The 21,219-nt window shown below is 66.0% G+C and carries 26 protein-coding genes; 14 read left to right on the plus strand and 12 right to left on the minus strand.

The annotated features are described in order from the left end of the window. Nucleotides 1-23 precede the first annotated feature (23 nt). From CSQ99_RS09985 to CSQ99_RS10000, 4 genes are read left to right on the plus strand one after another with little or no spacing between them, the layout of a single operon-like run. Nucleotides 24-623: a TetR/AcrR family transcriptional regulator gene (locus tag CSQ99_RS09985; protein WP_245908838.1), complete on the plus strand. Its 600-nt coding sequence runs from the start codon at nt 24-26 to the stop codon at nt 621-623. Continuing rightward, entirely contained in the window at nt 620-1,462 is an 843-nt protein-coding gene (locus CSQ99_RS09990; protein ID WP_099038902.1) for an enoyl-CoA hydratase/isomerase family protein, read from the plus strand. Before CSQ99_RS09985 ends, CSQ99_RS09990 begins: the two co-directional genes overlap by 4 nt. 53 nt (nt 1,463-1,515) lie before the next feature. After that, complete coding sequence (locus tag CSQ99_RS09995) at nt 1,516-2,235, plus strand: YqjF family protein (protein WP_245908839.1); 720 nt, start codon at nt 1,516-1,518, stop codon at nt 2,233-2,235. 58 nt (nt 2,236-2,293) lie between these two features. After that, entirely contained in the window at nt 2,294-3,469 is a 1,176-nt protein-coding gene (locus tag CSQ99_RS10000; RefSeq protein ID WP_099038903.1) for an NDMA-dependent alcohol dehydrogenase, read from the plus strand. Between the two features lie 4 nt (nt 3,470-3,473). On the opposite strand, the gene CSQ99_RS10005 is transcribed toward CSQ99_RS10000, so the two are convergent. Together CSQ99_RS10005 and CSQ99_RS10010 are read right to left on the minus strand one after the other, a co-directional pair. Beyond that, nucleotides 3,474-4,322, minus strand: a complete 849-nt coding sequence (locus CSQ99_RS10005) for an SDR family oxidoreductase (RefSeq protein ID WP_099038904.1) — start codon at nt 4,320-4,322, stop codon at nt 3,474-3,476. A gap of 104 nt (nt 4,323-4,426) precedes the next feature. Next, on the minus strand, nt 4,427-4,945 hold the full coding sequence (locus CSQ99_RS10010) for an aminoacyl-tRNA deacylase (protein ID WP_027331716.1): 519 nt from the start codon (nt 4,943-4,945) through the stop codon (nt 4,427-4,429). Nucleotides 4,946-5,154: 209 nt separating this feature from the next. Here CSQ99_RS10010 and CSQ99_RS10015 point away from each other — a divergent pair, with 209 nt between their 5' ends. Together CSQ99_RS10015 and rsrA are read left to right on the plus strand one after the other, a co-directional pair. Further along, a complete protein-coding gene (locus CSQ99_RS10015; protein WP_176560965.1) occupies nt 5,155-5,817 on the plus strand; it encodes a sigma-70 family RNA polymerase sigma factor in 663 nt (220 codons plus the stop codon). Continuing rightward, a complete protein-coding gene (gene rsrA / locus CSQ99_RS10020) occupies nt 5,814-6,119 on the plus strand; it encodes a mycothiol system anti-sigma-R factor (protein WP_006245862.1) in 306 nt (101 codons plus the stop codon). The genes CSQ99_RS10015 and rsrA overlap by 4 nt, the downstream gene beginning before the upstream one ends. Before the next feature lie 16 nt (nt 6,120-6,135). On the opposite strand, the gene CSQ99_RS31855 is transcribed toward rsrA, so the two are convergent. Next, nucleotides 6,136-6,231 carry a 50S ribosomal protein bL37 gene (locus CSQ99_RS31855; RefSeq protein WP_006245863.1) on the minus strand — a complete coding sequence of 32 codons (96 nt, stop codon included), beginning with the start codon at nt 6,229-6,231 and terminating at the stop codon, nt 6,136-6,138. A gap of 168 nt (nt 6,232-6,399) precedes the next feature. Here CSQ99_RS31855 and CSQ99_RS10030 point away from each other — a divergent pair, with 168 nt between their 5' ends. Together CSQ99_RS10030 and CSQ99_RS10035 are read left to right on the plus strand one after the other, a co-directional pair. After that, the gene (locus CSQ99_RS10030) at nt 6,400-6,615 is read left to right on the plus strand and encodes a biotin/lipoyl-binding carrier protein (RefSeq protein WP_006245864.1); all 216 of its coding nucleotides are present in this window, start codon (nt 6,400-6,402) and stop codon (nt 6,613-6,615) included. A gap of 32 nt (nt 6,616-6,647) precedes the next feature. Continuing rightward, a complete protein-coding gene (locus CSQ99_RS10035; RefSeq protein WP_006245865.1) occupies nt 6,648-8,153 on the plus strand; it encodes a sensor histidine kinase in 1,506 nt (501 codons plus the stop codon). Between the two features lie 118 nt (nt 8,154-8,271). Here the strand turns inward: CSQ99_RS10035 and CSQ99_RS10040 are convergent, their stop codons facing one another. Both CSQ99_RS10040 and CSQ99_RS10045 read right to left on the minus strand, forming a co-directional pair. After that, a complete protein-coding gene (locus tag CSQ99_RS10040) occupies nt 8,272-8,526 on the minus strand; it encodes a WhiB family transcriptional regulator (RefSeq protein WP_006245866.1) in 255 nt (84 codons plus the stop codon). A gap of 247 nt (nt 8,527-8,773) precedes the next feature. Continuing rightward, nucleotides 8,774-9,739, minus strand: a complete 966-nt coding sequence (locus CSQ99_RS10045; protein ID WP_006245867.1) for a diacylglycerol/lipid kinase family protein — start codon at nt 9,737-9,739, stop codon at nt 8,774-8,776. A 50-nt stretch (nt 9,740-9,789) separates the two neighbouring features. Here CSQ99_RS10045 and CSQ99_RS10050 point away from each other — a divergent pair, with 50 nt between their 5' ends. Then, complete coding sequence (locus CSQ99_RS10050) at nt 9,790-10,212, plus strand: hypothetical protein (protein ID WP_099038905.1); 423 nt, start codon at nt 9,790-9,792, stop codon at nt 10,210-10,212. Here CSQ99_RS10050 and CSQ99_RS10055 read toward each other — a convergent pair. The 3 genes from CSQ99_RS10055 to CSQ99_RS10065 are packed head-to-tail and all read right to left on the minus strand — an operon-like array spanning nt 10,167 to nt 12,348. Further along, nucleotides 10,167-10,646, minus strand: coding sequence for a GNAT family N-acetyltransferase (locus tag CSQ99_RS10055; RefSeq protein WP_099038906.1), 480 nt, complete (start codon nt 10,644-10,646; stop codon nt 10,167-10,169). The genes CSQ99_RS10050 and CSQ99_RS10055 overlap by 46 nt on opposite strands. Further along, nucleotides 10,643-11,740 (minus strand): isochorismate synthase, encoded by a 1,098-nt coding sequence (locus CSQ99_RS10060; protein ID WP_099038952.1) that lies wholly within the window; start codon nt 11,738-11,740, stop codon nt 10,643-10,645. Before CSQ99_RS10060 ends, CSQ99_RS10055 begins: the two co-directional genes overlap by 4 nt. Next, on the minus strand, nt 11,737-12,348 hold the full coding sequence (locus CSQ99_RS10065) for an acid phosphatase (RefSeq protein ID WP_099038907.1): 612 nt from the start codon (nt 12,346-12,348) through the stop codon (nt 11,737-11,739). Before CSQ99_RS10065 ends, CSQ99_RS10060 begins: the two co-directional genes overlap by 4 nt. A 58-nt stretch (nt 12,349-12,406) precedes the next feature. Here CSQ99_RS10065 and CSQ99_RS10070 point away from each other — a divergent pair, with 58 nt between their 5' ends. Then, on the plus strand, nt 12,407-13,201 hold the full coding sequence (locus tag CSQ99_RS10070; protein ID WP_099038908.1) for a ParA family protein: 795 nt from the start codon (nt 12,407-12,409) through the stop codon (nt 13,199-13,201). On the opposite strand, the gene CSQ99_RS10075 is transcribed toward CSQ99_RS10070, so the two are convergent. Together CSQ99_RS10075 and CSQ99_RS10080 are read right to left on the minus strand one after the other, a co-directional pair. Beyond that, the gene (locus CSQ99_RS10075; RefSeq protein WP_006245873.1) at nt 13,198-14,412 is read right to left on the minus strand and encodes an Rv3212 family protein; all 1,215 of its coding nucleotides are present in this window, start codon (nt 14,410-14,412) and stop codon (nt 13,198-13,200) included. The two genes, CSQ99_RS10070 and CSQ99_RS10075, sit on opposite strands and share 4 nt — an antisense overlap. Nucleotides 14,413-14,432: 20 nt before the next feature. Beyond that, the gene (locus tag CSQ99_RS10080) at nt 14,433-15,884 is read right to left on the minus strand and encodes a DEAD/DEAH box helicase (RefSeq protein ID WP_099038909.1); all 1,452 of its coding nucleotides are present in this window, start codon (nt 15,882-15,884) and stop codon (nt 14,433-14,435) included. 275 nt (nt 15,885-16,159) lie between these two features. Here CSQ99_RS10080 and CSQ99_RS10085 point away from each other — a divergent pair, with 275 nt between their 5' ends. After that, a complete protein-coding gene (locus CSQ99_RS10085; RefSeq protein ID WP_099038953.1) occupies nt 16,160-16,828 on the plus strand; it encodes a ferritin-like fold-containing protein in 669 nt (222 codons plus the stop codon). 8 nt (nt 16,829-16,836) lie between these two features. Here the strand turns inward: CSQ99_RS10085 and CSQ99_RS10090 are convergent, their stop codons facing one another. Further along, nucleotides 16,837-17,589 (minus strand): hypothetical protein, encoded by a 753-nt coding sequence (locus CSQ99_RS10090; protein ID WP_099038910.1) that lies wholly within the window; start codon nt 17,587-17,589, stop codon nt 16,837-16,839. A gap of 236 nt (nt 17,590-17,825) precedes the next feature. On the opposite strand from CSQ99_RS10090, the gene CSQ99_RS10095 reads away from it, so the two are divergent. Then, complete coding sequence (locus CSQ99_RS10095; RefSeq protein WP_006245877.1) at nt 17,826-18,077, plus strand: DUF3107 domain-containing protein; 252 nt, start codon at nt 17,826-17,828, stop codon at nt 18,075-18,077. Here CSQ99_RS10095 and fasR read toward each other — a convergent pair. Beyond that, on the minus strand, nt 18,064-18,726 hold the full coding sequence (gene fasR, locus CSQ99_RS10100; protein WP_006245878.1) for an HTH-type transcriptional activator FasR: 663 nt from the start codon (nt 18,724-18,726) through the stop codon (nt 18,064-18,066). The genes CSQ99_RS10095 and fasR overlap by 14 nt on opposite strands. Before the next feature lie 163 nt (nt 18,727-18,889). On the opposite strand from fasR, the gene CSQ99_RS10105 reads away from it, so the two are divergent. Next, nucleotides 18,890-19,921, plus strand: a complete 1,032-nt coding sequence (locus CSQ99_RS10105; RefSeq protein WP_218014585.1) for a DUF3152 domain-containing protein — start codon at nt 18,890-18,892, stop codon at nt 19,919-19,921. A gap of 99 nt (nt 19,922-20,020) precedes the next feature. After that, nucleotides 20,021-21,199 carry an adenylyltransferase/sulfurtransferase MoeZ gene (gene moeZ, locus CSQ99_RS10110; protein ID WP_099038911.1) on the plus strand — a complete coding sequence of 393 codons (1,179 nt, stop codon included), beginning with the start codon at nt 20,021-20,023 and terminating at the stop codon, nt 21,197-21,199. The last annotated feature ends 20 nt before the right edge of the window (nt 21,200-21,219 follow it).

Genomic DNA, 21,219 nt, shown 5'->3' on the forward strand with positions numbered 1-21,219 from the left:
TCGGTATTGATAGAGTAATCCTCGTGCCGCCAACGAGTCGGACGAGTGTGGATGCGCGGGCCAGGTTGTTGGACGTGGCCCGTCGCCGGTTCGCGGTCGACGGCGCGCTCTCGGCGACCCTGGACGAAGTGCGACGCGAGGCCGAGGTCAGTGTCGGCGCGCTGTATCACCACTTTCCCAACAAACTCTCGCTGGCCACCGCCGTCTACGCGCAGCTGCTGAGCGAATACCAGACGGGGTTTCTTGCGATGCTGCGCGAACACGACACGGCAGAGGGCGGCATTCGTGGCGGGGTTGCCTATCACCTGCGATGGGTGACCGCACACCGCGGCGAGGCCACACTGCTGCTGGGTTCCCGGTTGGACAGCGAGGAGCTGCGCCGGTCCAACATCGCCTTTTTCGCGGCGGTCCGTGACTGGTGGCGACCGCATCAGACTTACGGTGCACTGGGACCGCTGAATATCGGGATCACCGCCGCGCTGTGGCTCGGGCCTGCGCAGGAATTCTCTCGCCATTGGGTGGCGGGTTCGGCTGCCAAACTGCCCCGCGGGGCTGTCGCGACATTCGCGGATGCCGCGTGGGCGGTGTTGCGCGCCAACGAGACTGAGGAGGAAGTCCAATGACCGAAGCGCGTTCTCTTTACCGAACGATGGTCGCCGAAGGCGATGATCCCACGGCGCCTGAACGGGTACGGGTGGAGCGGCGCGGAGACCGGGCGCTCGTCACACTTGACGAGCCGAAGCGGCTCAACGTGCTCTCTGCTCCGCTGGTGAGGCAACTCCGACGGGCGCTCACCGACCTCGATGCCGACGCCGATGTGCGATCGGTCGTCATCACCGGCGCCGGTCCTGGATTCAGCGCAGGGGGCGATCTGAAGATGATGCGCACGGCCGTCGAACACCGCGATTCCCCGGAGGGTGGCGCCGATGTATGGCGGTGGATCCGGCGCGAATTCGGCGGTATCGCCCGACTCATCGCGGGTTCGGACACCCTATTCATCGCGGCGCTCAACGGCGCGGCGGCGGGCGTCGGTCTGGCATGGGCGATGACCTGCGACCTCGTCATCGCCAGCGAGCGTGCCGTGATCGTGCCCGCATTCGGCCGACTGGGTCTCATTCCAGAGGTGGGAACCAGTTGGGCGCTGACCCGGCGACTGGGCTATCAGGGAGCGCTCGCCTTCTATCTGCGCGGCGAGCACATCGACGCTGACGCCGCGTTGCGCCTCGGGCTCGTACAGCAGGTGGTCACCCACGAGGAGCTGCTGAACGCGGCCGACGAATGGTGCTCTCGTATCTCCGAAATGCCTCCGCACACGATGGCGATGACGAAGCCGCTGCTGCGCGCCGCCGCCGATGCAAGCTGGAATGACGCGCTCACCCTTGAGGAGTTCGCCGAACCGACCTGCTTCACCACCGCGGCCTTCGCGGACAACGTGCACGACATGCTGAACGGCAGGCGTTAGCGGACATCACAAGGGCCCGCCCTCGCCCCCTGCGGGCGTGCCACGATGGCGCGGTGAGCTTCCAGGTGATATCACCGCCGCTGCCGCGGCCGGTGCTGTTCGACCAGTTCTGGGCGGACCTCACGTTCGTGCACTGGCCGGTGGACCCGCAGCGCGTCGCGCACCTGTTCCCGCCTGGCACCCGCCCGGATGTGTTCTCCGACGGCCTCACCTATGTCGCGCTGGTGCCGTTCCTGATGCGCCACACCGCCCTGGGCACCTCGCTGCGGCTGCCGTACTTCGGAAGCTTCGCCGAGACAAACATCCGTCTGTACTCGATCGACGACGCCGGGCGTCATGGCGTGTACTTCCGATCCCTGGAGACCACGCGGCTCGCCGTCGTGGGGTTCACCAGAACAGCACTGGGTGTGCCGTACACGTGGGCGAAGATGCGCGTGACGCGCCAGGATGACGTGATCTCGTATTCCAGCGTCCGGCGTTGGCCCCGCCGCGGCCTGCGCAGCACGCTGAGGGTCAGGATCGGTGACCACGTGGAGCCCACGCCCCTGGAGGTATGGCTCACGGCGCGTTGGGGCGCCCACGCCCGTAAGGCCGGGCGGACGTGGTGGGTGCCCAACGAACATTGTCAGTGGCCGCTGCGTGCGGCCGAGATCCTCGAATTGGACGATGATCTGCTCGCCGCGGGCGGAGTGGAGATCGCGGGGGAGCGCATGCGCGCGTTGTTCTCACCGGGCGTGCACGCGCGGTTCGGGCGGCCGTCAACGCTGAACTGACCGAGGCGAGTAATCCCATACGCACCCAAAGTGCTTCTGTGAGTGTGACGCTTCATTCATGACAAGCGGGGTGAAGTGCCAGGCGGCGGTGCTGCGGGGAGTCGGCGAGGAGTGGGCGATCGAGGAGATCACCCTTGACCCGCCACGCGATGGTGAAGTGCTGGTGAAGATGGTGGTGGCAGGGGTCTGCCACTCCGACGACCACTACGCCAGCGGCGACGGCATCATGTCACCGGAGCTCACGGCGATGGTGGAGGCCACCGGTGGTTCCGCTCCCGAGTATTTCCCGCTGCTCGGCGGCCACGAAGGTGCGGGCGTCGTCGAGGCAGTCGGCCCGGGGGTGCGATCGGTACGGCCCGGCGATCACGTTGCGACCTCCTTCATCCCCGCGTGCGGTTCCTGTCGGTGGTGCGTTTCCGGCATGACCTACCTGTGTGACGCGGGCGCGCTGATGTTCGCCAAGGAGATGACGACCGACGGCACCCGCCGGCGCCACGTCGGTGACGAGGATCTGACCGCGATGACACAGCTCGGCACGTTTTCGGAGTACATGGTCGTCGCCGAAGAGTCCGTCATCAAGATCGACGACTCGATTCCCTTCGAGGCCGCCTCCCTGGTGTCGTGTGGCGTGACGACGGGCTGGGGCTCGGCGACCGTGGGCGTCGGAACCCAAGTAGGCGACACCGTCGTGATCGTCGGCACCGGCGGGGTGGGCATCAACGCTGTGCAGGGTGCCCGCGCCGCGGGCGCCAACGCAGTGGTCGCCGTGGATCCCGTTGAGTTCAAACGTGATACGGCCAAGTTCTTCGGCGCGACGGATACCAGCCCCTCGATCGAGGAAGCCTTCCTCTTGGTGAAGGAGATCACCAACGGCGTGATGGCGGACCGGGTTGTGCTGACCCCGAGCGTGCTTCACGCCGAGCTGCTGGCGCCCGCGATGATGCTGACGCGCAAAGGGGGCACCTGCCTGATGACCGCGGTGCCGAAACTCGATATCAACATGGTTCCGCTGATCCTCGTCGACATGCTCCAGGGCTGTAAGCAGCTCAAGGGGCTCTTGTACGGCGGGATGAATCCCCGCGCGAGCATGCCGATGCTGCTGTCGATGTACCGCAGCGGCAACCTCAAACTCGACGAGCTCGTGACGAAGCGTTACCGCCTCGATCAGATCAACAACGCCATCACCGACATGCGCGAAGGCCGAAACATCCGGGGCATCATCGAATTCGACTGAGGGACTAGGGGCCGGTGTATCCCGGCGGGTTCGGGGTGTCGACCCACAGGTCGACGCCGAGCTCGGCACCGGGGATGCAGTCGTAGACCGACAGGTCGGTGACGCCGGACTCCAGCAGTACGTCCTCGCACAGCAGGCTGTTGCCGGTGTATTCGCGGGCCGGCTTGTTGACGATCACGTAGGCGGCGTCGGAGTACACGTCGGGCTTGCGGGCGCGGCCCATGGCCTCGTCGCCGCCGAGCAGGTTCTGCACCGCGGCGGTGGCCACCATCGTGCGGGGCCACAGGGTGTTCGAGGCGATGCCCGCATCGCGCAGCTCCTCGGCTATTCCCAGAGCGCACAACGACATTCCGTACTTGGCCATCATGTACGCCGTGGGCTTCAGCCACTTGGACTCCAGCCGGATCGGTGGCGACAGCGTCAGAATGTGGGGGTTGTCCCGGCCCATCATGTGCGGGATGCACGCCTGCGAAACCGAATACGTGCCGCGCACCTGGATTCCGTTCATCAGGTCGAACCGCTTGAGCGGAACCTCGGTGACCGAACCCAGGTTGATCGCCGATGCGTTGTTGACGCAGATGTCGATGCCGCCGAACTGCGCGACGGCCTGGGCCACCGCCGAGATGACCGAGTCGCCGTCGCGGATGTCGCCGACGATCGGCAGCGCCTGCCCGCCTGCCTCCTCGATCTCCTTGGCCGCGGTATAGACGGTGCCCTCGAGCTTGGGATGTGGCTCCGCCGTCTTGGCGATCAGCGCGATGTTCGCGCCGTCGGCGGCCGCGCGCTTGGCGATCGCCAGCCCGATACCGCGGCTGGCGCCGGAGATGAACATGGTCTTCCCTGAAAGCGACATGGCCTCAACCTTAGAACTCCCGCGTCAAGCCCCCGCGCGAACGTGGGTTACCCGCACGCCTCCGGCGCGGCGGGCGTGCCGGTAATCCACGTTCGCGCGAAAGTTCAGGCGCGTATGTCGGCGGTGGTTGCGTTGGTCAGCGCGATCAGGTCCCGCGGATGAAGCGCGACGTCCCAGCCGCGTTTTCCCGCACTGCACAACACGCGGTCCCAGCGCAGCGCGGACTCGTCGATGACCGTGGGCAGCGGTTTGCGTTGACCGAGCGGCGAGATCCCACCGATCACGTAGCCGCTCGAACGTTCGGCGGCCGCGCGCTCGGCCATCGTGGCTTTGGGCACGCCCAGCGCGGCGGCTGTGGCCTTGAGTGAAAGCTTGCTGGGCACCGGCAGCACCGCGACGCCGAGTCTGATGTCGCGGCCGGAGCCGCTCCGGGGCCCCTGCTGCAGTGCGACCACCAGCGTCTTGAACACCTGCTCGGCGTCGACGCCCTGTTCGCGGGCCAGCGCCTCTGCGGCCTCGTCGCCGAACGACTCGTTGCGGGGATCGTGGTGGTACTGCAGCACCTCGTGTGGCACCCCGGCGGCCAGCAGGGCCGCGATTGCAGGAGTTGCCGCGCGCGCCACGGGCTCAGCGTAGTGCGGGAACAAGCCCGCCCGGTGGCGCTGTTATTGACGGCAGTGGGGCTGCCAGCAGCGGCGGCCGGGTAAGAAGTCGGTCTCAACCTCTACGATCGAAGGAAGGGGTCAAGGTGCCAGCACTTGCCATGGAGCGTCCGGTCGACCTGCCGGGCCTATTTGGTGGCGCCGCTACAGAAGGGACGGTGCTTCCCGCGATGACCGACAACGACGGGTCGGGGTCTGATTCGGCGCCCGCGCCGGTGCCCGCCAGATCGGACGAGTCAGACGCTGAGCTGACTGCCCGATTCGAGCGCGATGCGATTCCGCTGCTTGACCAGTTGTACGGCGGCGCGTTGCGGATGACGCGCAACCCCGCAGACGCCGAGGATCTGCTGCAGGAAACCATGGTCAAGGCGTACGCAGGCTTCCGCTCGTTCCGCGAGGGCACCAACCTCAAGGCGTGGCTGTACCGCATTCTGACCAATACCTACATCAACAGCTACCGCAAAAAACAGCGCCAGCCCGCCGAATATCCGACCGACGAGATCACCGACTGGCAGCTCGCCGCCAACGCCGAGCACACCTCCACCGGATTGCGCTCGGCAGAGGTCGAGGCGATGGAGGCCCTTCCGGACAATGAGATCAAGGAAGCGCTGCAGGCGCTGCCGGAGGAGTTCAGGATGGCGGTGTACTACGCCGACGTAGAAGGCTTCCCGTACAAGGAGATCGCCGAGATCATGGACACCCCGATTGGCACCGTCATGTCCCGGCTGCACCGAGGCAGGCGGCAGCTTCGTGGATTGCTCGCCGATGTGGCCCGCGACCGCGGATTCATGCGAGGCCAGCAGGTCGAGGCGCCCGAGGAGGTCTCGTCATGAGCTCGACTCCTGACGACGAGCGCTGGCAGGCGCCGATCGGTCCCGTCGACCCTGAGCACCCCGAGTGCGCTGCGGTCATCGCCGAGGTGTGGACGCTGCTCGACGGCGAATGCACGGCTGAAACGCAGGACAAGCTGCGACATCACCTCGAAGAGTGCCCGACTTGCCTTCGCCATTACGGCGTCGAGGAACGGGTGAAGAAACTGATCGCCCACAAATGCAGTGGTGAAAAAGCCCCAGACAGCCTGCGTGAGCGGCTGCGCATCGAGATCAGCCGCACCACCATCATTCGGCGCGGCTGAGCCCGGACGAGGCCGGCTAGCGACCTACTGACTTCGAGCCCGCGTTGGGCCGCTTGCCGTGGTTGGCCTTGGAATGCTTACGGTCGCGCTTCTTACGGCCACGCTTAGCCATGGTCGTCCTCCATTCGGTACGGGGATTGTGGGGCCCACATCCAGCAGGCGCTCGCACCTATTCTCTCACGGCCCGGCGGCACGGCTGCCGGGCCGGTGGTGTGGTTCGATATGAGCGTCAGGCGCGCGGAGCCGGGTGCCGACGACTTAAGACGCCGAAGGGGTGAAGATGGCCGAGGATGTTCGCGCGGAGATCGTGGCCAGTGTGCTCGAGGTCGTGGTTCACGAGGGCGATCAGATCGGTGAGGGCGACACCCTGGTGCTGCTGGAGTCGATGAAGATGGAGATCCCGGTGCTCGCCGAAGTCGCGGGCACCGTCAGCAAGGTGAGCGTGTCCGTCGGCGACGTCATCCAGGCCGGCGACCTCATCGCCGTGATCAGCTGACCCGAGTCCGCCGCCCGCAACAGTGAGGCCCGATGTCCACCCTCGGTGATTTGCTCGCCGAGCACACCGTCCTGCCCGGTAATGCCGTCGACCACCTGCATGCGGTGGTCGGCGAGTGGCAGCTGTTGGCCGACCTGTCCTTCGCGGACTTTCTGATGTGGGTGCGCCGCGACGATGGCGCGGTGGTGTGCGTGGCCCAGGTGCGACCGAACACCGCCCCGACGGTGCTGCTCGCCGACGCCGTTGGCACCCTGAACCAGGCCCACGAGATGCCGGTGGTGACCGATGCGTTCAACTCGGGCGCCATCGGCAGGCAAAGCCCGGCTGGCTATAAGGACTTACGGGAGGATCCCCCCAGCCTCAACGTGGAGGCTGTTCCCGTGCGCTACGACAACAACGTGGTCGCGGTCCTGACGCACCAGACCGCGCTGGTGGGACGCAACGCGAGTCCGCTGGAAAGTGCCTACCTCGAATGTGCCGGCGACCTTTTGCTGATGTTGTCCGAAGGCACCTTCCCCAATGTCGGCGATGTCGCGATGTCGCGATCGAGCCCGCGCGTGGGAGACGGGTTCATCCGCCTCAATGGCGCCGGCATCGTCACATTCGCCAGCCCGAATGCCATCTCGGCCTACCACCGGATGGGCCTTGCGGCCGAGTTGGAGGGCCACAACCTGGTCACGGTTACCCGCCCGCTGATCTCGGACCCGTTCGAGGCCCAGGAACTGGCCGACCACATTCGCGACTCGCTGGCGGGTGGTTCGAGCATGCGCATGGAAGTCGATGCCGGCGGGGCCGCGGTGCTGCTGCGCACGCTGCCGCTCGTGGTGCACGGCGACGCTGTCGGTGCTGGGGTGATGATTCGCGACGTGACCGAGGTGAAGCGCCGCGACCGCGCCTTGCTGTCCAAGGACGCGACGATCCGCGAGATCCATCACCGCGTGAAAAACAACCTGCAGACAGTCGCGGCGCTGCTGCGCCTCCAAGCGCGCCGCACGAACAACGCCGAGGGGCGTGAGGCGTTGATCGAGTCGGTGCGCCGGGTTTCGTCGATCGCCTTGGTGCACGATGCCTTGTCGATGTCGGTGGACGAAGAGGTGAACCTCGACGAGGTGGTCGACCGGATTCTTCCGATCATGAATGACGTTGCCACCCCAGATGTTTCGGACTCCCCAATCCGGATCAGCCGCGTCGGTGAACTGGGTGTTCTCGACGCCGATCGGGCGACGGCCCTGATCATGGTGATCACCGAACTGGTGCAGAACGCCATCGAGCACGCCTTCGAGGGGTCCGAGCGGGGCTGTGTGACGATTCGTGCCGAGCGTTCGGCACGCTGGCTCGATGTGGTGGTCCACGACGACGGTCGCGGGCTGCCTGACGGCTTCAGCCTCGAGAAATCCGATCGGCTCGGCCTACAGATCGTGCGGACGTTGGTGTCAGCGGAGCTGGACGGCTCCCTGGGCATGCACGAGGTGGACACCGGCGGGACGGATGTGGTGCTGCGGGTGCCGATCGGGCGGCGAGCCCGGCTGGCCCAGTAACTGATCTGACAACTAATGAAAGGGAGTGCTTGACGCACTTCGTGAACTGGATCTGCAAAAAAATACGGCCCCGACTTTCGTCGGGGCCGTAAAACGTTCTATCTGTGGGTTGCCAGTGCTAGACCCCGCTACGGGCCTTGGTACGGGCATTCCGTCGCTTCAGTGCGCGTCGCTCGTCTTCGCTCATTCCGCCCCACACGCCTGCGTCCTGCCCAGACTCCAATGCCCAGGTGAGGCAGTCCGTGGTCACCGGACAGCGGTTGCAGACAAGCTTCGCGTCAGCAATCTGGGCGAGTGCCGGGCCGCTGTTTCCCACCGGGAAGAACAGTTCCGGATCCTCGTCGCGACAGACCGCCTTGTGGCGCCAATCCATAAGATCAATCTCCTTGTCAAAATGTCACGTGTGCGCAGCACAGCGCACGTACGTTTCTTCGGCTGTTAACGCGTGCGCATGAAATGTTTCTGCACTGTTGCATCCGAGTTTTTCACAGGCTGAACAGATGTCAATACTGATGAGTTAACAAGTGGGCAACCTCACTAGTGGGGCCCGTTATCTAACCCCGTATTCCGTTGTACTACACTCGTCTGATCTGCGCCCTCAATCGGCCGATTCCCTGCCGTTATCGCTGGTCAGGGCCTGTGTCTGCCGGCGGTGCGACTACCGCCAAAGCATCTGGATACGCCGTAAACGTCATCGTGTCGCGCAGACCGAGGTAGTCGCCGTCGATCTGGCAGGCGACCGGTGTGTCACTCGTCACTCGCAGCTGTGGTAGGTCATCGTCGCGAACCAGATGGTCGGCATCGATGCGGGGCCGTCGCGCCAGCATCTTGCGCACCAGCCTCAGATTGGCCCAAACATTCATGCTGGTGATAGCGAATACCCCCAGGCCGGTCTCGAACGACGTCGTCGGATTGGTCCACACCGGCCTGGCGTTTGCATAGGTCCACGGGCTGGAGTTCGACACGAAGACGAAGTGCACGCCTTCGATGGGTTCACGGTCGGGCATGTGCAACGTCAGCGAGGGGTCCCTGCGGGCGCTGGACAGCATTTCGCGGATCGCCACGCGGATGTACCGCGATGCCGTCACCTTGCGGCCCTTGGCGCGTTGGGCCTCGACGGCGGCGACTACGTCGCCGTCCACCCCCATCCCGGCCGTGAACACCGCCCACCGTTCGCCGCAGTCCATCAGTCCGATTCGCCGCCAGGTCTTGCGCCGCCGGTAGGCAGACAGCAGGTCGATGAGCTGGTTGGTCGCCTCGATGGGGTCCGGGCTGATCCCCAGCGCGCGGGCGAAGACGTTGGCCGAGCCGCCGGGAACGACGCCGACCGCAGGCGTGCCCACCCGCGGCCCGCCGACCTCCAGGATTCCGTTGACAACCTCGTTCACCGTGCCGTCGCCACCGTGCACGATCAGCACGTCGACGCCATCGGCGGCGGCGTCACGGCCGATCTCCACGGCATGGCCGCGATGATCGGTGTGGATGACGGTCAGCTTGACCCGGCTCTCGAGCGCGTGGGCCAGCAGATCCCGCGTCGCCGGGGTCGTCGACGTCGCATTGGGGTTCACGATCAGCACGGCGCGCACAGAGGACGACCCTATCTAAAGGTGCAAGCCGAACCTCTACGCTCGAGGTCGTGACCGTTCCCTCACCGGCAACCGTGCGTCAGGCAGCCATCGCGGTGTCCTTGGAAGGCCTTGCAGGCGTGATCGCGGCGGTCTGGTACGTGGTGAGCGGGGTGCTCGGAACCGCCGAGCCCGGGATGAACAAGTTCGGCACCGCAGGGTGGTTCGCGGTGATGGGCTCGGCGGTTCTGGCCGCGGGATGGGCGCTGTGGACGGGGCGGCAATGGGGTCGTGGCTTGGCGGTGTTTGCCCAGCTGATCCTGTTGGGGGTGGCCTGGTACGTCGGGACCGGATCGGGACAGTGGCTGGCCGGTGTCGTCGTTGCGGTCGTGGTGCTGGCGGTGTTGGCCCTGCTGTTCAGCCCGTCAGCCCTGCAGTGGGCGGCGGCTCAGGATTCGGCGAGCGCCGACAACTCCGGGCCGGACACCCGATAGGTGATCCAGTCGTTCTTCTGTTTGCCGCCAACGGCGTCGTACAGCGCGATCGCGTTGACGTTCCAGTCCAGCACGGCCCACTCCAGCCGGGCGCCGTCGGCGTCGAGGCATTGGCGCGCGAGCGCGGACAGTAGTTTTCGAGCCAGGCCCAGCCTGCGAAACTCGGGCCGCACGAACAGATCTTCGAGATAGATGCCGGCTACGCCCTCCCAGGTGGAGAAGGTGCGGTACCAGATCGCGCACGCGGCGGCGATGCCGTCCACCTCCGCGATATGCGCCCAAGCGGTCGGGGCATCGGAGAACAACGCGGCCCTCAACCGCTCTTCGGTGAGCGTGCACTGGTCGGCGGAATGCTCGAACTCCGCAAGCTCGTACACCATTGCGGTCAATTCGGCCTCGTCGCCCGGTCGTGCGAGGCGGATGAGTTCGGTCACGTCGCCACACCTAGGGCCGCGAACATCGTCTTGAATTTCGTTGTGGTCTCGTCGACTTCGTCGTCCGGCTCGGATTCCGCGACGATCCCACCGCCGGCATAGGCATATGCGGTACGGCGATCCGCCGACAGCTGTGCGCAGCGGATGGACACCACCCAGCGGCCGTCGCCACGCTGATCGCACCAGCCCACTGCGCCCGCGTAAAACCCGCGGTCGCCTTCCAATTCGTTGATCAGTGTTGACGCCGCCTCCGCCGGCACCCCGCCCACCGCAGGCGTCGGATGCAGCGCGATCGCCAAGTCCAGTGCGGTAGTGGAGTTTTCACGCAGGCGCCCGCTGATCGGGGTGTACAGGTGCCACACGGCAGCCGTCTTGTTCAACTTGGGTTCGGCCGAGATCTCCAGGTCGACGCACAGCGGTTCCAGTGCCACGCGCACTGCGTCGACGACGAGTTGGTGTTCGTGCAGGTTCTTCGCCGAAGCCGCCAACGCCGCACCGCTCGCCTCGTCGGCCGCGGCGTCGGGCAGTCGCGGTGCCGACCCGGCGAACGGCGCGCAGAACATGCGGTCGCCCTGCCGCGCCACCAACAGCTCCGGGCTAGCGCCGATGAGAGCGGTCCCCGAATACCCTCCGCCCGCCGCGGTCAGGTCCGCGAGAAAGGCATTGGTCGCAGGGTCGTGGGCGATCAGTCGATTGAGGAGCGTGCGTGCATCCAGTGGGCCGTCGGCGACCAGCCGCAGCGCGCGGGCCAGTACCACCTTGTGCAGGCCGCTCGCCGGGTCGCGCAGGCGCTCCAGCGCGGAGGCGATGCGGGACCGATGCTGCTCGGGCTCGGGAAGTGTCTCGGCGACGTGCACCGACGGAAGCGTGCGTAACGGCCATTCGGGTAGCGCGTCGAGGAACTGAACCGCCTGCGGGCGGATGAGCGCCGCCGGCTTGGACATGTCAAACGGCAAGGCGCCCAAAATGATTGGGGCACTATGCGAGGCCAGTGCAGCCCGTGCCTCTGCGACTCTCGGAAAAGCCGTGTGCACGCCCTCGGCGATGACGGCGCTGCCGCCGGAGGCGAGGACGAAGGACGGTTCGCGGGTCATGCCGGCAGGCACGGGTGGCGGTGACCCGTCAGTCCCAGTGCGCTGATCTGTCGCACGCCGTGCTCATGTCCGCACACCGCGATCGACGCGGCCACCATCGCGAACCGGATGCCTTCGGAGATTTCGAGCTCGACCCAGCGCGTCAGGACCGCCCGGGAGAAGTGGCCGTGGCCGACGAACAGGACGTCGCGTGACTTCATCTGTTCCAGCGCGAACTCGATGGCGCGGTCGGCTCGGTCGCTGACCTGCTGCGACGATTCACCACCCGGGCATCCGTGCGTCCACACCAGCCAGTCGGGGTCGGTATGCCGGACCTCCTGGGTGGTCAGGCCCTCGTAGTCGCCGTAATCCCATTCGGCAAGAAGGGGAGATACCTCGTCCACCGTCAATCCGGCGAGCTCGGCGGTGACGAGCGCGCGCTGCCGTGGGCTGGACACGACCAGCGGGGTGTCCAGACTCAGCACGTCCAGTGCATCGGCGGCCAGCTTGGCCTGTTCGCGGCCCGCCTCGGTCAGTTCGAGTTCCGTGCGGCCGGTGTGCCGGCCCGAGAGCGACCATTCCGTCTCCCCATGACGAAGCAGTAGCAGCCGGTGCTGCTCGACACTCACCCTGGCGATTCTGCCCCACGTTCGGTCATGGTGTTCGTGGACGTGCCAGGATGAAAGCGTGACGCGGGTACTTGCGGTCGCCAATCAAAAGGGTGGGGTCGCCAAAACAACGACGGTGGCGTCGCTGGGTGCGGCGATGGTGGAGAAGGGTCGACGGGTGCTGCTCGTCGATCTCGATCCTCAGGGGTGTTTGACGTTCTCGCTGGGCCAGGACCCCGACAAGCTGCCGATGTCGATCCACGAGGTGCTGCTCGGAGACGTCGAGACGGAGGCGGCGCTGGTCGAGACGTCGGAGGGGATGACGCTGTTGCCGGCCAACATCGACCTGGCCGGGGCCGAGGCGATGTTGTTGATGCGGGCCGGTCGCGAATATGCCCTCAAGCGCGCGCTGGCCAAGGTGGCCGATCAGTTCGATGTCGTGATCATCGACTGCCCGCCCTCGCTGGGCGTGCTCACGCTCAACGGACTGACAGCGGCCGACGACGTGATCGTGCCCTTGCAGTGCGAGACCTTGGCCCACCGCGGCGTCGGTCAGTTCCTGCGCACCATCAACGACGTCCAGCAGATCACCAACAGTGACTTGAAGCTCCTCGGCGCTCTGCCGACGCTTTACGACTCACGCACCACCCATAGCCGCGATGTGCTTCTCGACGTCGCCGATCGATATGACCTGCCGGTGCTCGCGCCGCCGATCCCTCGCACGGTGCGGTTCGCCGAGGCCACGGCGTCGGGAGCGTCGGTGCTGGCGGGTCGTAAGAACAAGGGCGCCATTGCGTATCGCGAGCTGGCGGACGCGTTGCTCAAGCATTGGAAGAGCGGCAAGGCGCTGGGGACCTACACGCCCGACGTCTAGCCGAGGGCCACCAGCTCGTCGCCCCGCTGCTCAACCACCGTCGATCCCGCCACCGCAGGCACGACCGGATCCGCACTCGGCGGTCGCGGCACCGGGATGTGGCGATCGCCCTTGCCGCTGTCCGGATCGAACACGTCGTAACCCCCTGTGACCGGGACGAGCAGACGGCCGGCCATCTCCGTTGCGGGTCCGATCGGGATGTTGGCCCCCGCTGGCGTCACCGTGTATTTGTACTGAAGTTCCTTGGCGGAGAACACCATTAAGCTGTCCCCGGTCCACCACGTGAACAGGTCGCCTGCGCGCGACATCGTCGCGTTCGGCGACGCAGGCTTGGGCAGGGGCGTGGTCTGTATCGTCGCGCCGGTTTCGTCGACGATGGTCACGGCCGGTTTGGGTGTCGGCACGTAGACCGCGGTCGCGGTGTCGGAAACGGCCACGACCCGGGCGTCGGAATCCACGCTCACACCGGATTGCGTCACGTACTTCAATTCGGGCGTGTCCTCTTCGTCGGACGGCCGTAAGAGGGTGAGGCGCAGGTCCTCCTCGTTCGGGCAGGCCTCCAGCACCGAGACGGCGGAAGAACTGGCGGCGGCCGAGGTCAGCCTGCACAGCGGCGACGCGGGAGTGCCGGGCTTGATCTTGGCGTCCACGGAGCCGTAGCTGAGCATCCTGACCATGTCGGACCGCCACAGCTCGAGCCGGCTGTCCCCGGCTGAAAGAACCGCAGTGCCGTCCGATGACAGCCGTACCTCGGGGTCCGCGTAGGCGGTGCGGGCGGGACCGCGCTTGCCCGTCTTGGCGTCGATCGTGCTGACCTGACCGCAGCCGCGGCTGTCGGGGTACACCGCGACGGCGTACTGGTAGACCCAGCTGACACCGCACAGCTCCAGGTTGGTTCGGCCGTAGCTCCACACCGGGCTGCCGGAGACCGGGTCGCGGCCCTCGACGGTGTGGCCGTCGCCGGTGACCACGCTGGCGGCGACCACCAGAGGTGCGCTGGTCTTGGGGCTGTGGGCGGTCCATAACTGCCGCAGCGACGAAGGTACCGCCGTGGCGGTGGCCAACGGCGGAACCGCAGTCGCCGCGGGCCGACTGATCGTCGCCCTGGCGTCGCTCGTCAACCAGACGAGACCGGCCGTGACGGCGATGACCGCGGCGATCGCAATTGCCGCCACCACGTCGGCACGTGTGCGGCGTTCGGGTTTGACCATCGGGTGGTCTGGCCTCTGTGTTAGCCCGCGCTGGCCGCGGCCTTGCGCGGACGGCGACGCCGCCTGCGCTTGGGTGCACCGTCGGTGCTCGCCTCGGTGTCGGGTGAGGCCTGATCGGTCGGCGCCGCTGTCGCGTGTGCCGTGGCCGGCTCGCCGGCGCGGGTGCGCCTGCGGGTGCGGTCGCGGTTGCGGGCGGGACGATCGGCTGACTTCTCCGTCGGCGGGCGCTTGGCCTGCGTCTTTTGTGGTCCGCCGATGGTGCCCGTGACGTCGGCGGGGATGTTCAGCTCTTCGTAGAGATGCGGCGAACTGGAGTACGTCTCGGCCGGATCGGGGGTGTTGAGGCCAAGCGCCTTGTCGATCATCGTCCAGCGGGGCAACTCGTCCCAGTCGACCAGCGTGACCGCGATACCGGTCTTACCCGCGCGGCCGGTGCGGCCGATGCGGTGCACGTAGGCCTGATCGTCCTCAGGGATCTGGTAGTTGATGACGTGGGTGATGTCGTCGATGTCGATGCCGCGGGCGGCGACGTCGGTGGCAACGAGCACGTCAACATCACCGGTGCGGAACGCCTTGAGCGACTTCTCGCGCGCGCCCTGGCCGAGATCGCCGTGCACTGCGCCGACCTTGAAACCGCGCTCGGCGAGTTCGTCAGACACCTTCTGTGCGGTGCGCTTGGTCCTGGTGAAGACCATCGTCGCGCCGCGTCCCTCGGCCTGCAGAATGCGGGCAACCATCTCGACCTTGTCCAGCGCGTGGGCCCGGTAGGCGAACTGCTCGGTGGTGTCGTGGGTCGCCGCCGAATGCGGGGCCTCGGCCCGGATGTGGGTCGGCTGATTCATGAACGTGCGCGCCAGCGTGATGATCGGGTCCGGCATGGTCGCCGAGAACAGCATTGCCTGGCGATCGGTCGGAATCTGGCGCAGGATGCGCTCGATGTCGGGCAGGAAGCCGAGGTCGAGCATCTCGTCTGCCTCGTCGAGCACCAGCATCGAAAGCCCGCCGAGCTGCAGGTGACCCTGCTGAGCGAGGTCGAGAAGCCGGCCCGGCGTACCCACGACCACGTCGACGCCCTTCTGCAGGGCCTCGATCTGCGGCTCGTAGGGCCTGCCGCCGTAGATCGACGTGACGGTCAGCCTGCGGTCGCCGGCGGTGAGGTATTTGGCCGCGATCTCGAGGTCGCTGTACACCTGCAGGCAGAGCTCGCGGGTGGGGACGACGACCAGTGCGCGCGGGATGCCGGAAAGCTCGCGCTGCGGGTCGGTGGTGATCCGCTGCAACAGCGGCACGCCGAAGGCAAGCGTCTTGCCCATGCCGGTGCGGGCTTGGCCGATCAGGTCATCGCCTGCCAGCGCCATCGGCATGGTCAGTTCTTGGATAGCAAACGGGTGTTCCTTGCCGTCCTCCAAAAGTGCACGGACGATTTCGTCGCGGACTCCGAGCTCAGCAAAGGTGGGATTGAGATGTGTCATACGCAGGCTTAGCCTTTCAAGTGTCGATTCCTCATGGCGTCCACGCGCGCACGAGTTCGACGAAGCTTGCCGGGGCCCTGCACTGAGGTAGGCGGGCCGACTGCGTGCACGCACATTTCTTTGGGTAACAGCCTGGTCATTTCGACCATCAAGATGCCGCTGCCTACCTCCATGATAGCTGGCCGGGTTCGTCACAAGAGGCGCGCGCCGGTCGACGTTAGAGTTGAGCCATGACTGCCCCCATGTTTCCGGCGCCACCGGAACCCGCTGAGCAGATGACCGCCTCGGTCAGCTCGGGTGTGTCGGCCGATCATCCCGGTGTCAACGAGCTGTTCGCGCTGCTGGCATACGGCGAGGTGGCGGCGTTCTATCGGTTGACCGACGAAGCGCGAATGGCGCCCAACCTGCGTGGCCGCATCAACATGGCGAGCATGGCCGCAGCGGAGATGAGCCACTACGAGGTGTTGCGCGACTCACTTGAGCGCAGGGGCGTCGACGTGGTGCCTGCGATGACGAGATACGCCTCGGCGCTGGAGAACTACCACCGGCTTACCACCCCGAGCACGTGGCTGGAGGCGCTCGTCAAGACGTATGTCGGCGATGCGCTGGCCGCCGATTTCTACCTAGAGATCGCGACGTCGTTACCCGACGAGGTCGCCGACGTCGTGCGCGCGGTGCTTTCGGAGACCGGTCATTCGCAATTCGTCGTCGCGGAGGTCCAGGCCGCCGTGACGGCGAGTGAGAAACAACGTCACCGGCTGGCCCTGTGGTCGCGGCGGCTGCTCGGCGAAGCGATCACGCAGGCGCAGTACGTGCTGGCCGATCACGACGAACTCGTCGACCTGGTCATGACGAGCGGCGAGGGTCTGGTCCAGATGACCGAGTTCTTCGACCGTCTCCAGCGCACGCACATGTCGCGCATGCAGGAGTTGGGCCTGGCCTGACTGCCCGGCTACTGCGTGCAGGTGGCGATCATCGTGTTGTTGCTCTGAAAGGCGATGAGCGTGCCCGTCGCGTCGTAGATGCCGCAGTTGAGCTGACCGCCCACGCTCGTCGCGGTGATCGACTTGAGCTCGACGCCCGGGTCCAGTACGACCGTCTTCGCCCACGGCAGTGCAACATTGACGTCGGTCTGCAGCGCGCCTCGCTGATCGGTGTAGATGACGGTGACAAGGTCGAGCAGCGGCCGGTTGCCGGTCACCCGGTAGGTGATGGTGCGCGGCGAGGGCGCGGGGACGGCAGCCTCCGGGGGTGCGGCGGGCAGCGCAGACTCCGGCTGGGGAGCTGCGGTCGCCTCTGCGGTCGGGCTCACCGTTGTGACCGTCTCCGCAGGCAACGAGGGAGCCGCCCCAGGCGTTGACGTTGCCACCGGGGCCGACGTGGCCGCCGGGGCCGACATCGGGTCAGAAGAGGTCCCGGTGGCCGTTACCGAACCGCTGTCGCCGCCGCCGAGGATGATGCCGGTCGTGCCGATGGCGACAAACAGAATCACCCCGGCGATCCCGGCGATCCACATCCAGCGACGGTCGATGCTCTCCTCGTCGTACTGGACGTCGTACTCGAGGATGTCGGTTTCGTCGCCGTCATCCGGGTACTCCAACAGCCCGTTGTACTCGAATTCGCCAACGTCTTCACCGGCGTAGGTGCCAATACGCTCGGTCGGGGTCAGTGAATACGGAGAATCAGCGGTATAAGGCCTGTTCATATGGGGTTCCCCAGGTTGTCTAGTTCATGTACCCGGCCGATGTTATCGATGCGCAAGTGACAGATGAGGTTTAGCGGTGGGTGTGTGCGGTCACGGTCGGGACTCGGTTCGGTCGCCGTTTGCAATCGGGCTTCGCTGACCGCGAACTCACCGGCGCGGCGTCATCGCGTTCGCGTCCACTAGCCTTGCCTCAAGGTCGTTTCTTCGATTTAGGCGTTACGGAAAGGGTTTACAGCGTGGAGGTCAAGATCGGTGTCACGGACAGCCCGCGCGAGCTCGTCTTCAATAGCGCGCAGACGCCCACCGAGGTGGAGAAGCTGATCACCGACGCGCTGGGCAAGGATTCGGGCGTGTTGAGCCTGACCGACGAGAAGGGCCGGCGCTTCCTGGTCCAGACGTCGAAGATCACCTATGTCGAGATCGGTGCCGCCGACGTGCGGCGCGTCGGTTTCGGTGTGGTCGGCGCCGAGGCCGTCAAGAACGCGTAAGCGGCACGTGTGACAGGCCGCCCCAGGCGAACAGCACCGTGTTTGCCACGGCATCGTCCTTGGTGATCGGCCGATCATTGTTGAGCCAGTACCGCGCCGAGTCGACGCTGATCGCCACCAGTCCGACGGCGATCATCCTGGCGTGGTGCGCCTCCATGCCGGAATCGCGGCTGATCAGGTCGAACACCGCGTCGGTGCATGCTTCGGTAGCCACCTTGACCTGCGCGGCGACCTGAGGCTCGGTCACGTAGTCGTTCTCGAAGATCAGCCGATAGCCCTGGCTGTCGTGCTCGATGAAGTCGAAGAACGCGTGGACCGCGGCGCGCAACCGCTGCCGGTTGTCCGTGGTGGTCCGCAGCGCCTGCCGCACACCGGACACCAGATTCTCGACGTGGCGCTGCAGTACCGCCAGGTACAGCTCCAGCTTCGACGAGAAGTGTTGATAGAGAACGGGTTTGCTCACACCGGCCCGATCGGCGATCTCGTCCATGCCTGCGGCGTGATATCCGCGATCGACGAAAACCTCGCTCGCAGCAACGAGTAACTGCCCGCGCCGCTCATCGCGAGGCAGCCGGTTGCCGCGTCGGCTCGGCCCTTCACCGCTGCCCTGCGCGCCACGCCTGGCCGCGGGGTTGGCGAGTTCGCTCATTACATCCTTCATCTGGCCCCGGTTTCGCAACGAGATTACTACCGTTGGCAGAGTCGGCGCGCAATGTCGCGGTCGCGGCGCTGTCGGCGGGGCGCGATGCACACTCACCGTTGCGGTGGCGCGCCGGAAGTATGCGCACTCTGGCCTGTGTCATCCTGTGTCGGTGACCTACGACTCGGAGCGTCGCGGGGGCGGCGTGCCTGCGCTGCGCAACGAGTGGCGTGAGCCACTGCGCGCCCAGCGCGACCCCTTGGCGAATGACTCCGGTCGGCCAAGGTCCAATCGTGAAGAGCACCGCAATGCCCGCAAGCAGACCAAGGTGGGCCGTTTCGTGTCTACCTACGGGTGGCGGGCCTACGCGCTACCCATGCTCGTCGTCTGGACGGCCGTCGCTCTTTACATGACGTTCGCCGGCACCACCGAGACCGAGACCGCCGAACCGGAGGGACCGGTGCAGGGCCCACCCACGATCGGCGTGGCCAGCACCGCGATCATCGGCGCCCCGCCAAAGGGACTGACCCAGTTCGACGCGAATCTGCCGACCGGGATCCTGCCTGACGGCGGTCCGTTCACCGTGGCCGGCGCCAAGACATGGCACATCGTTCCGGGCGCATCGTCCCAGGTTGGTGAGGGCACGGCAAAAGTGTTCACCTACACCGTCGAGGTCGAAGACGGTACCGACACCACAACATTCGGCGGTGACGAAGGGTTCGCCCGGATGGTGAGCGAGACGCTGGCGAACCCGAAGAGCTGGACCCACAACCCGCAATTCGCCTTCACCCGCATCGACGGAACGGCTCAAGGTGAACCGGATTTCCGGATCTCGCTCAGCTCGCCGATGACCGTGCGCGAGGGGTGCGGCTACGACATCCCGCTCGAGGCGTCGTGCTACAACCCGGCGTACGCCGACGGGCAGCCGCGCGTGTTCATCAACGAGGCGCGCTGGGTGCGCGGAGCGGTTCCCTTCCAGGGCGACATCGGTTCATATCGGCAGTATGTGATCAACCATGAAGTCGGCCACGCGATCGGCTATCAGCGGCACGAGGCGTGCGGCGCCAACGGCGAGCTGGCGCCGATCATGATGCAGCAGACGTTCTCCACCAACAACAACGATGCCGCGCGCTTCGACCCTGGCACGATCAATCCGGACGGCAAGACCTGTCGATTCAACCCCTGGCCGTACCCGATCGCCTGAGCATCGATCCACGCGCGCTGCCTGGGAAGCATGACGATGCGTTCACTGTTGTGAAAAGTGCCTATTGTTGGGGCAGCACAGCCAAACAAGGAGTATTCGGTGACCACAGCGTTGCCGCCGCTGGTAGAACCGGCGGCAGAACTGACGCGCGAAGAGGTACAGCGCTACAGCCGTCACCTCATCATCCCTGACCTGGGTCTAGACGGGCAGAAGCGGCTCAAGAACGCCAAGGTGCTTGTCATCGGCGCGGGCGGGCTGGGTTCGCCGACCCTGCTGTACCTGGCCGCCGCCGGAGTGGGAACCATCGGGATCGTCGAGTTCGACGTGGTCGACGAATCGAACCTGCAGCGTCAGATCATCCACGGTCAGTCCGACATCGGCCGGCCGAAGGCCGAGAGCGCACGAGACTCCGTTTTGGAGGTCAATCCGCTGGTGGAGGTGCGGCTGCATGAGTTCAGGCTGGAACCTGAGAACGCCGTCGAGCTCTTCGAGCAGTACGACCTGATCCTGGATGGCACCGATAATTTCGCGACCCGGTACCTGGTCAACGACGCGGCAGTGCTGGCGGGCAAGCCGTATGTGTGGGGCTCGATCTACCGCTTCGAGGGTCAGGTTTCGGTGTTCTGGGAGGACGCGCCCGACGGTCAGGGCCTGAACTACCGGGATCTGTATCCCGAGCCGCCGCCGCCGGGCATGGTTCCGTCCTGCGCCGAGGGCGGCGTCCTCGGCATTCTGTGCGCCTCCATCGCGTCGGTGATGGGTACCGAGGCCATCAAGCTGATCACCGGCATCGGTGAGCCCCTGCTGGGCCGGCTGATGGTTTACGACGCACTCGACATGACGTACCGCACGATCAAGATCCGCAAGGATCCGTCGACGCCGAAGATCACCGAGCTCATCGACTATGAGGAGTTCTGTGGCGTCTTATCGGACGAGGCCACCCAGGCGGCCGCCGACTCGACGATCACCCCTCGTGAACTGCGCGAGCTGATAGATGCCGGCAAGCCGGTTGCCCTGATCGACGTGCGCGAACCCGTCGAATGGGACATCAACCGCATCGAGGGTGCGCAGCTGATACCCAAGGGCGCGTTCGAATCAGGGGAGGCGCTGGCCAATCTGCAGGTCGACCGCACCCCGGTGTTCTACTGCAAGACCGGCGTGCGCTCCGCTGAGGTACTGGCCATCGTGAAGAAGGCCGGTTTCTCCGACGCGCTACATGTGCAAGGCGGCATCGTCGCCTGGGGAAATCAACTTGAACCCGACATGGTGATGTACTAACCGCTCGTTTGCCGGACCTG

Source organism: Mycobacterium neglectum (assembly GCF_002591975.1).
Classification (GTDB): Bacteria; Actinomycetota; Actinomycetes; order Mycobacteriales; family Mycobacteriaceae; genus Mycobacterium; species Mycobacterium neglectum.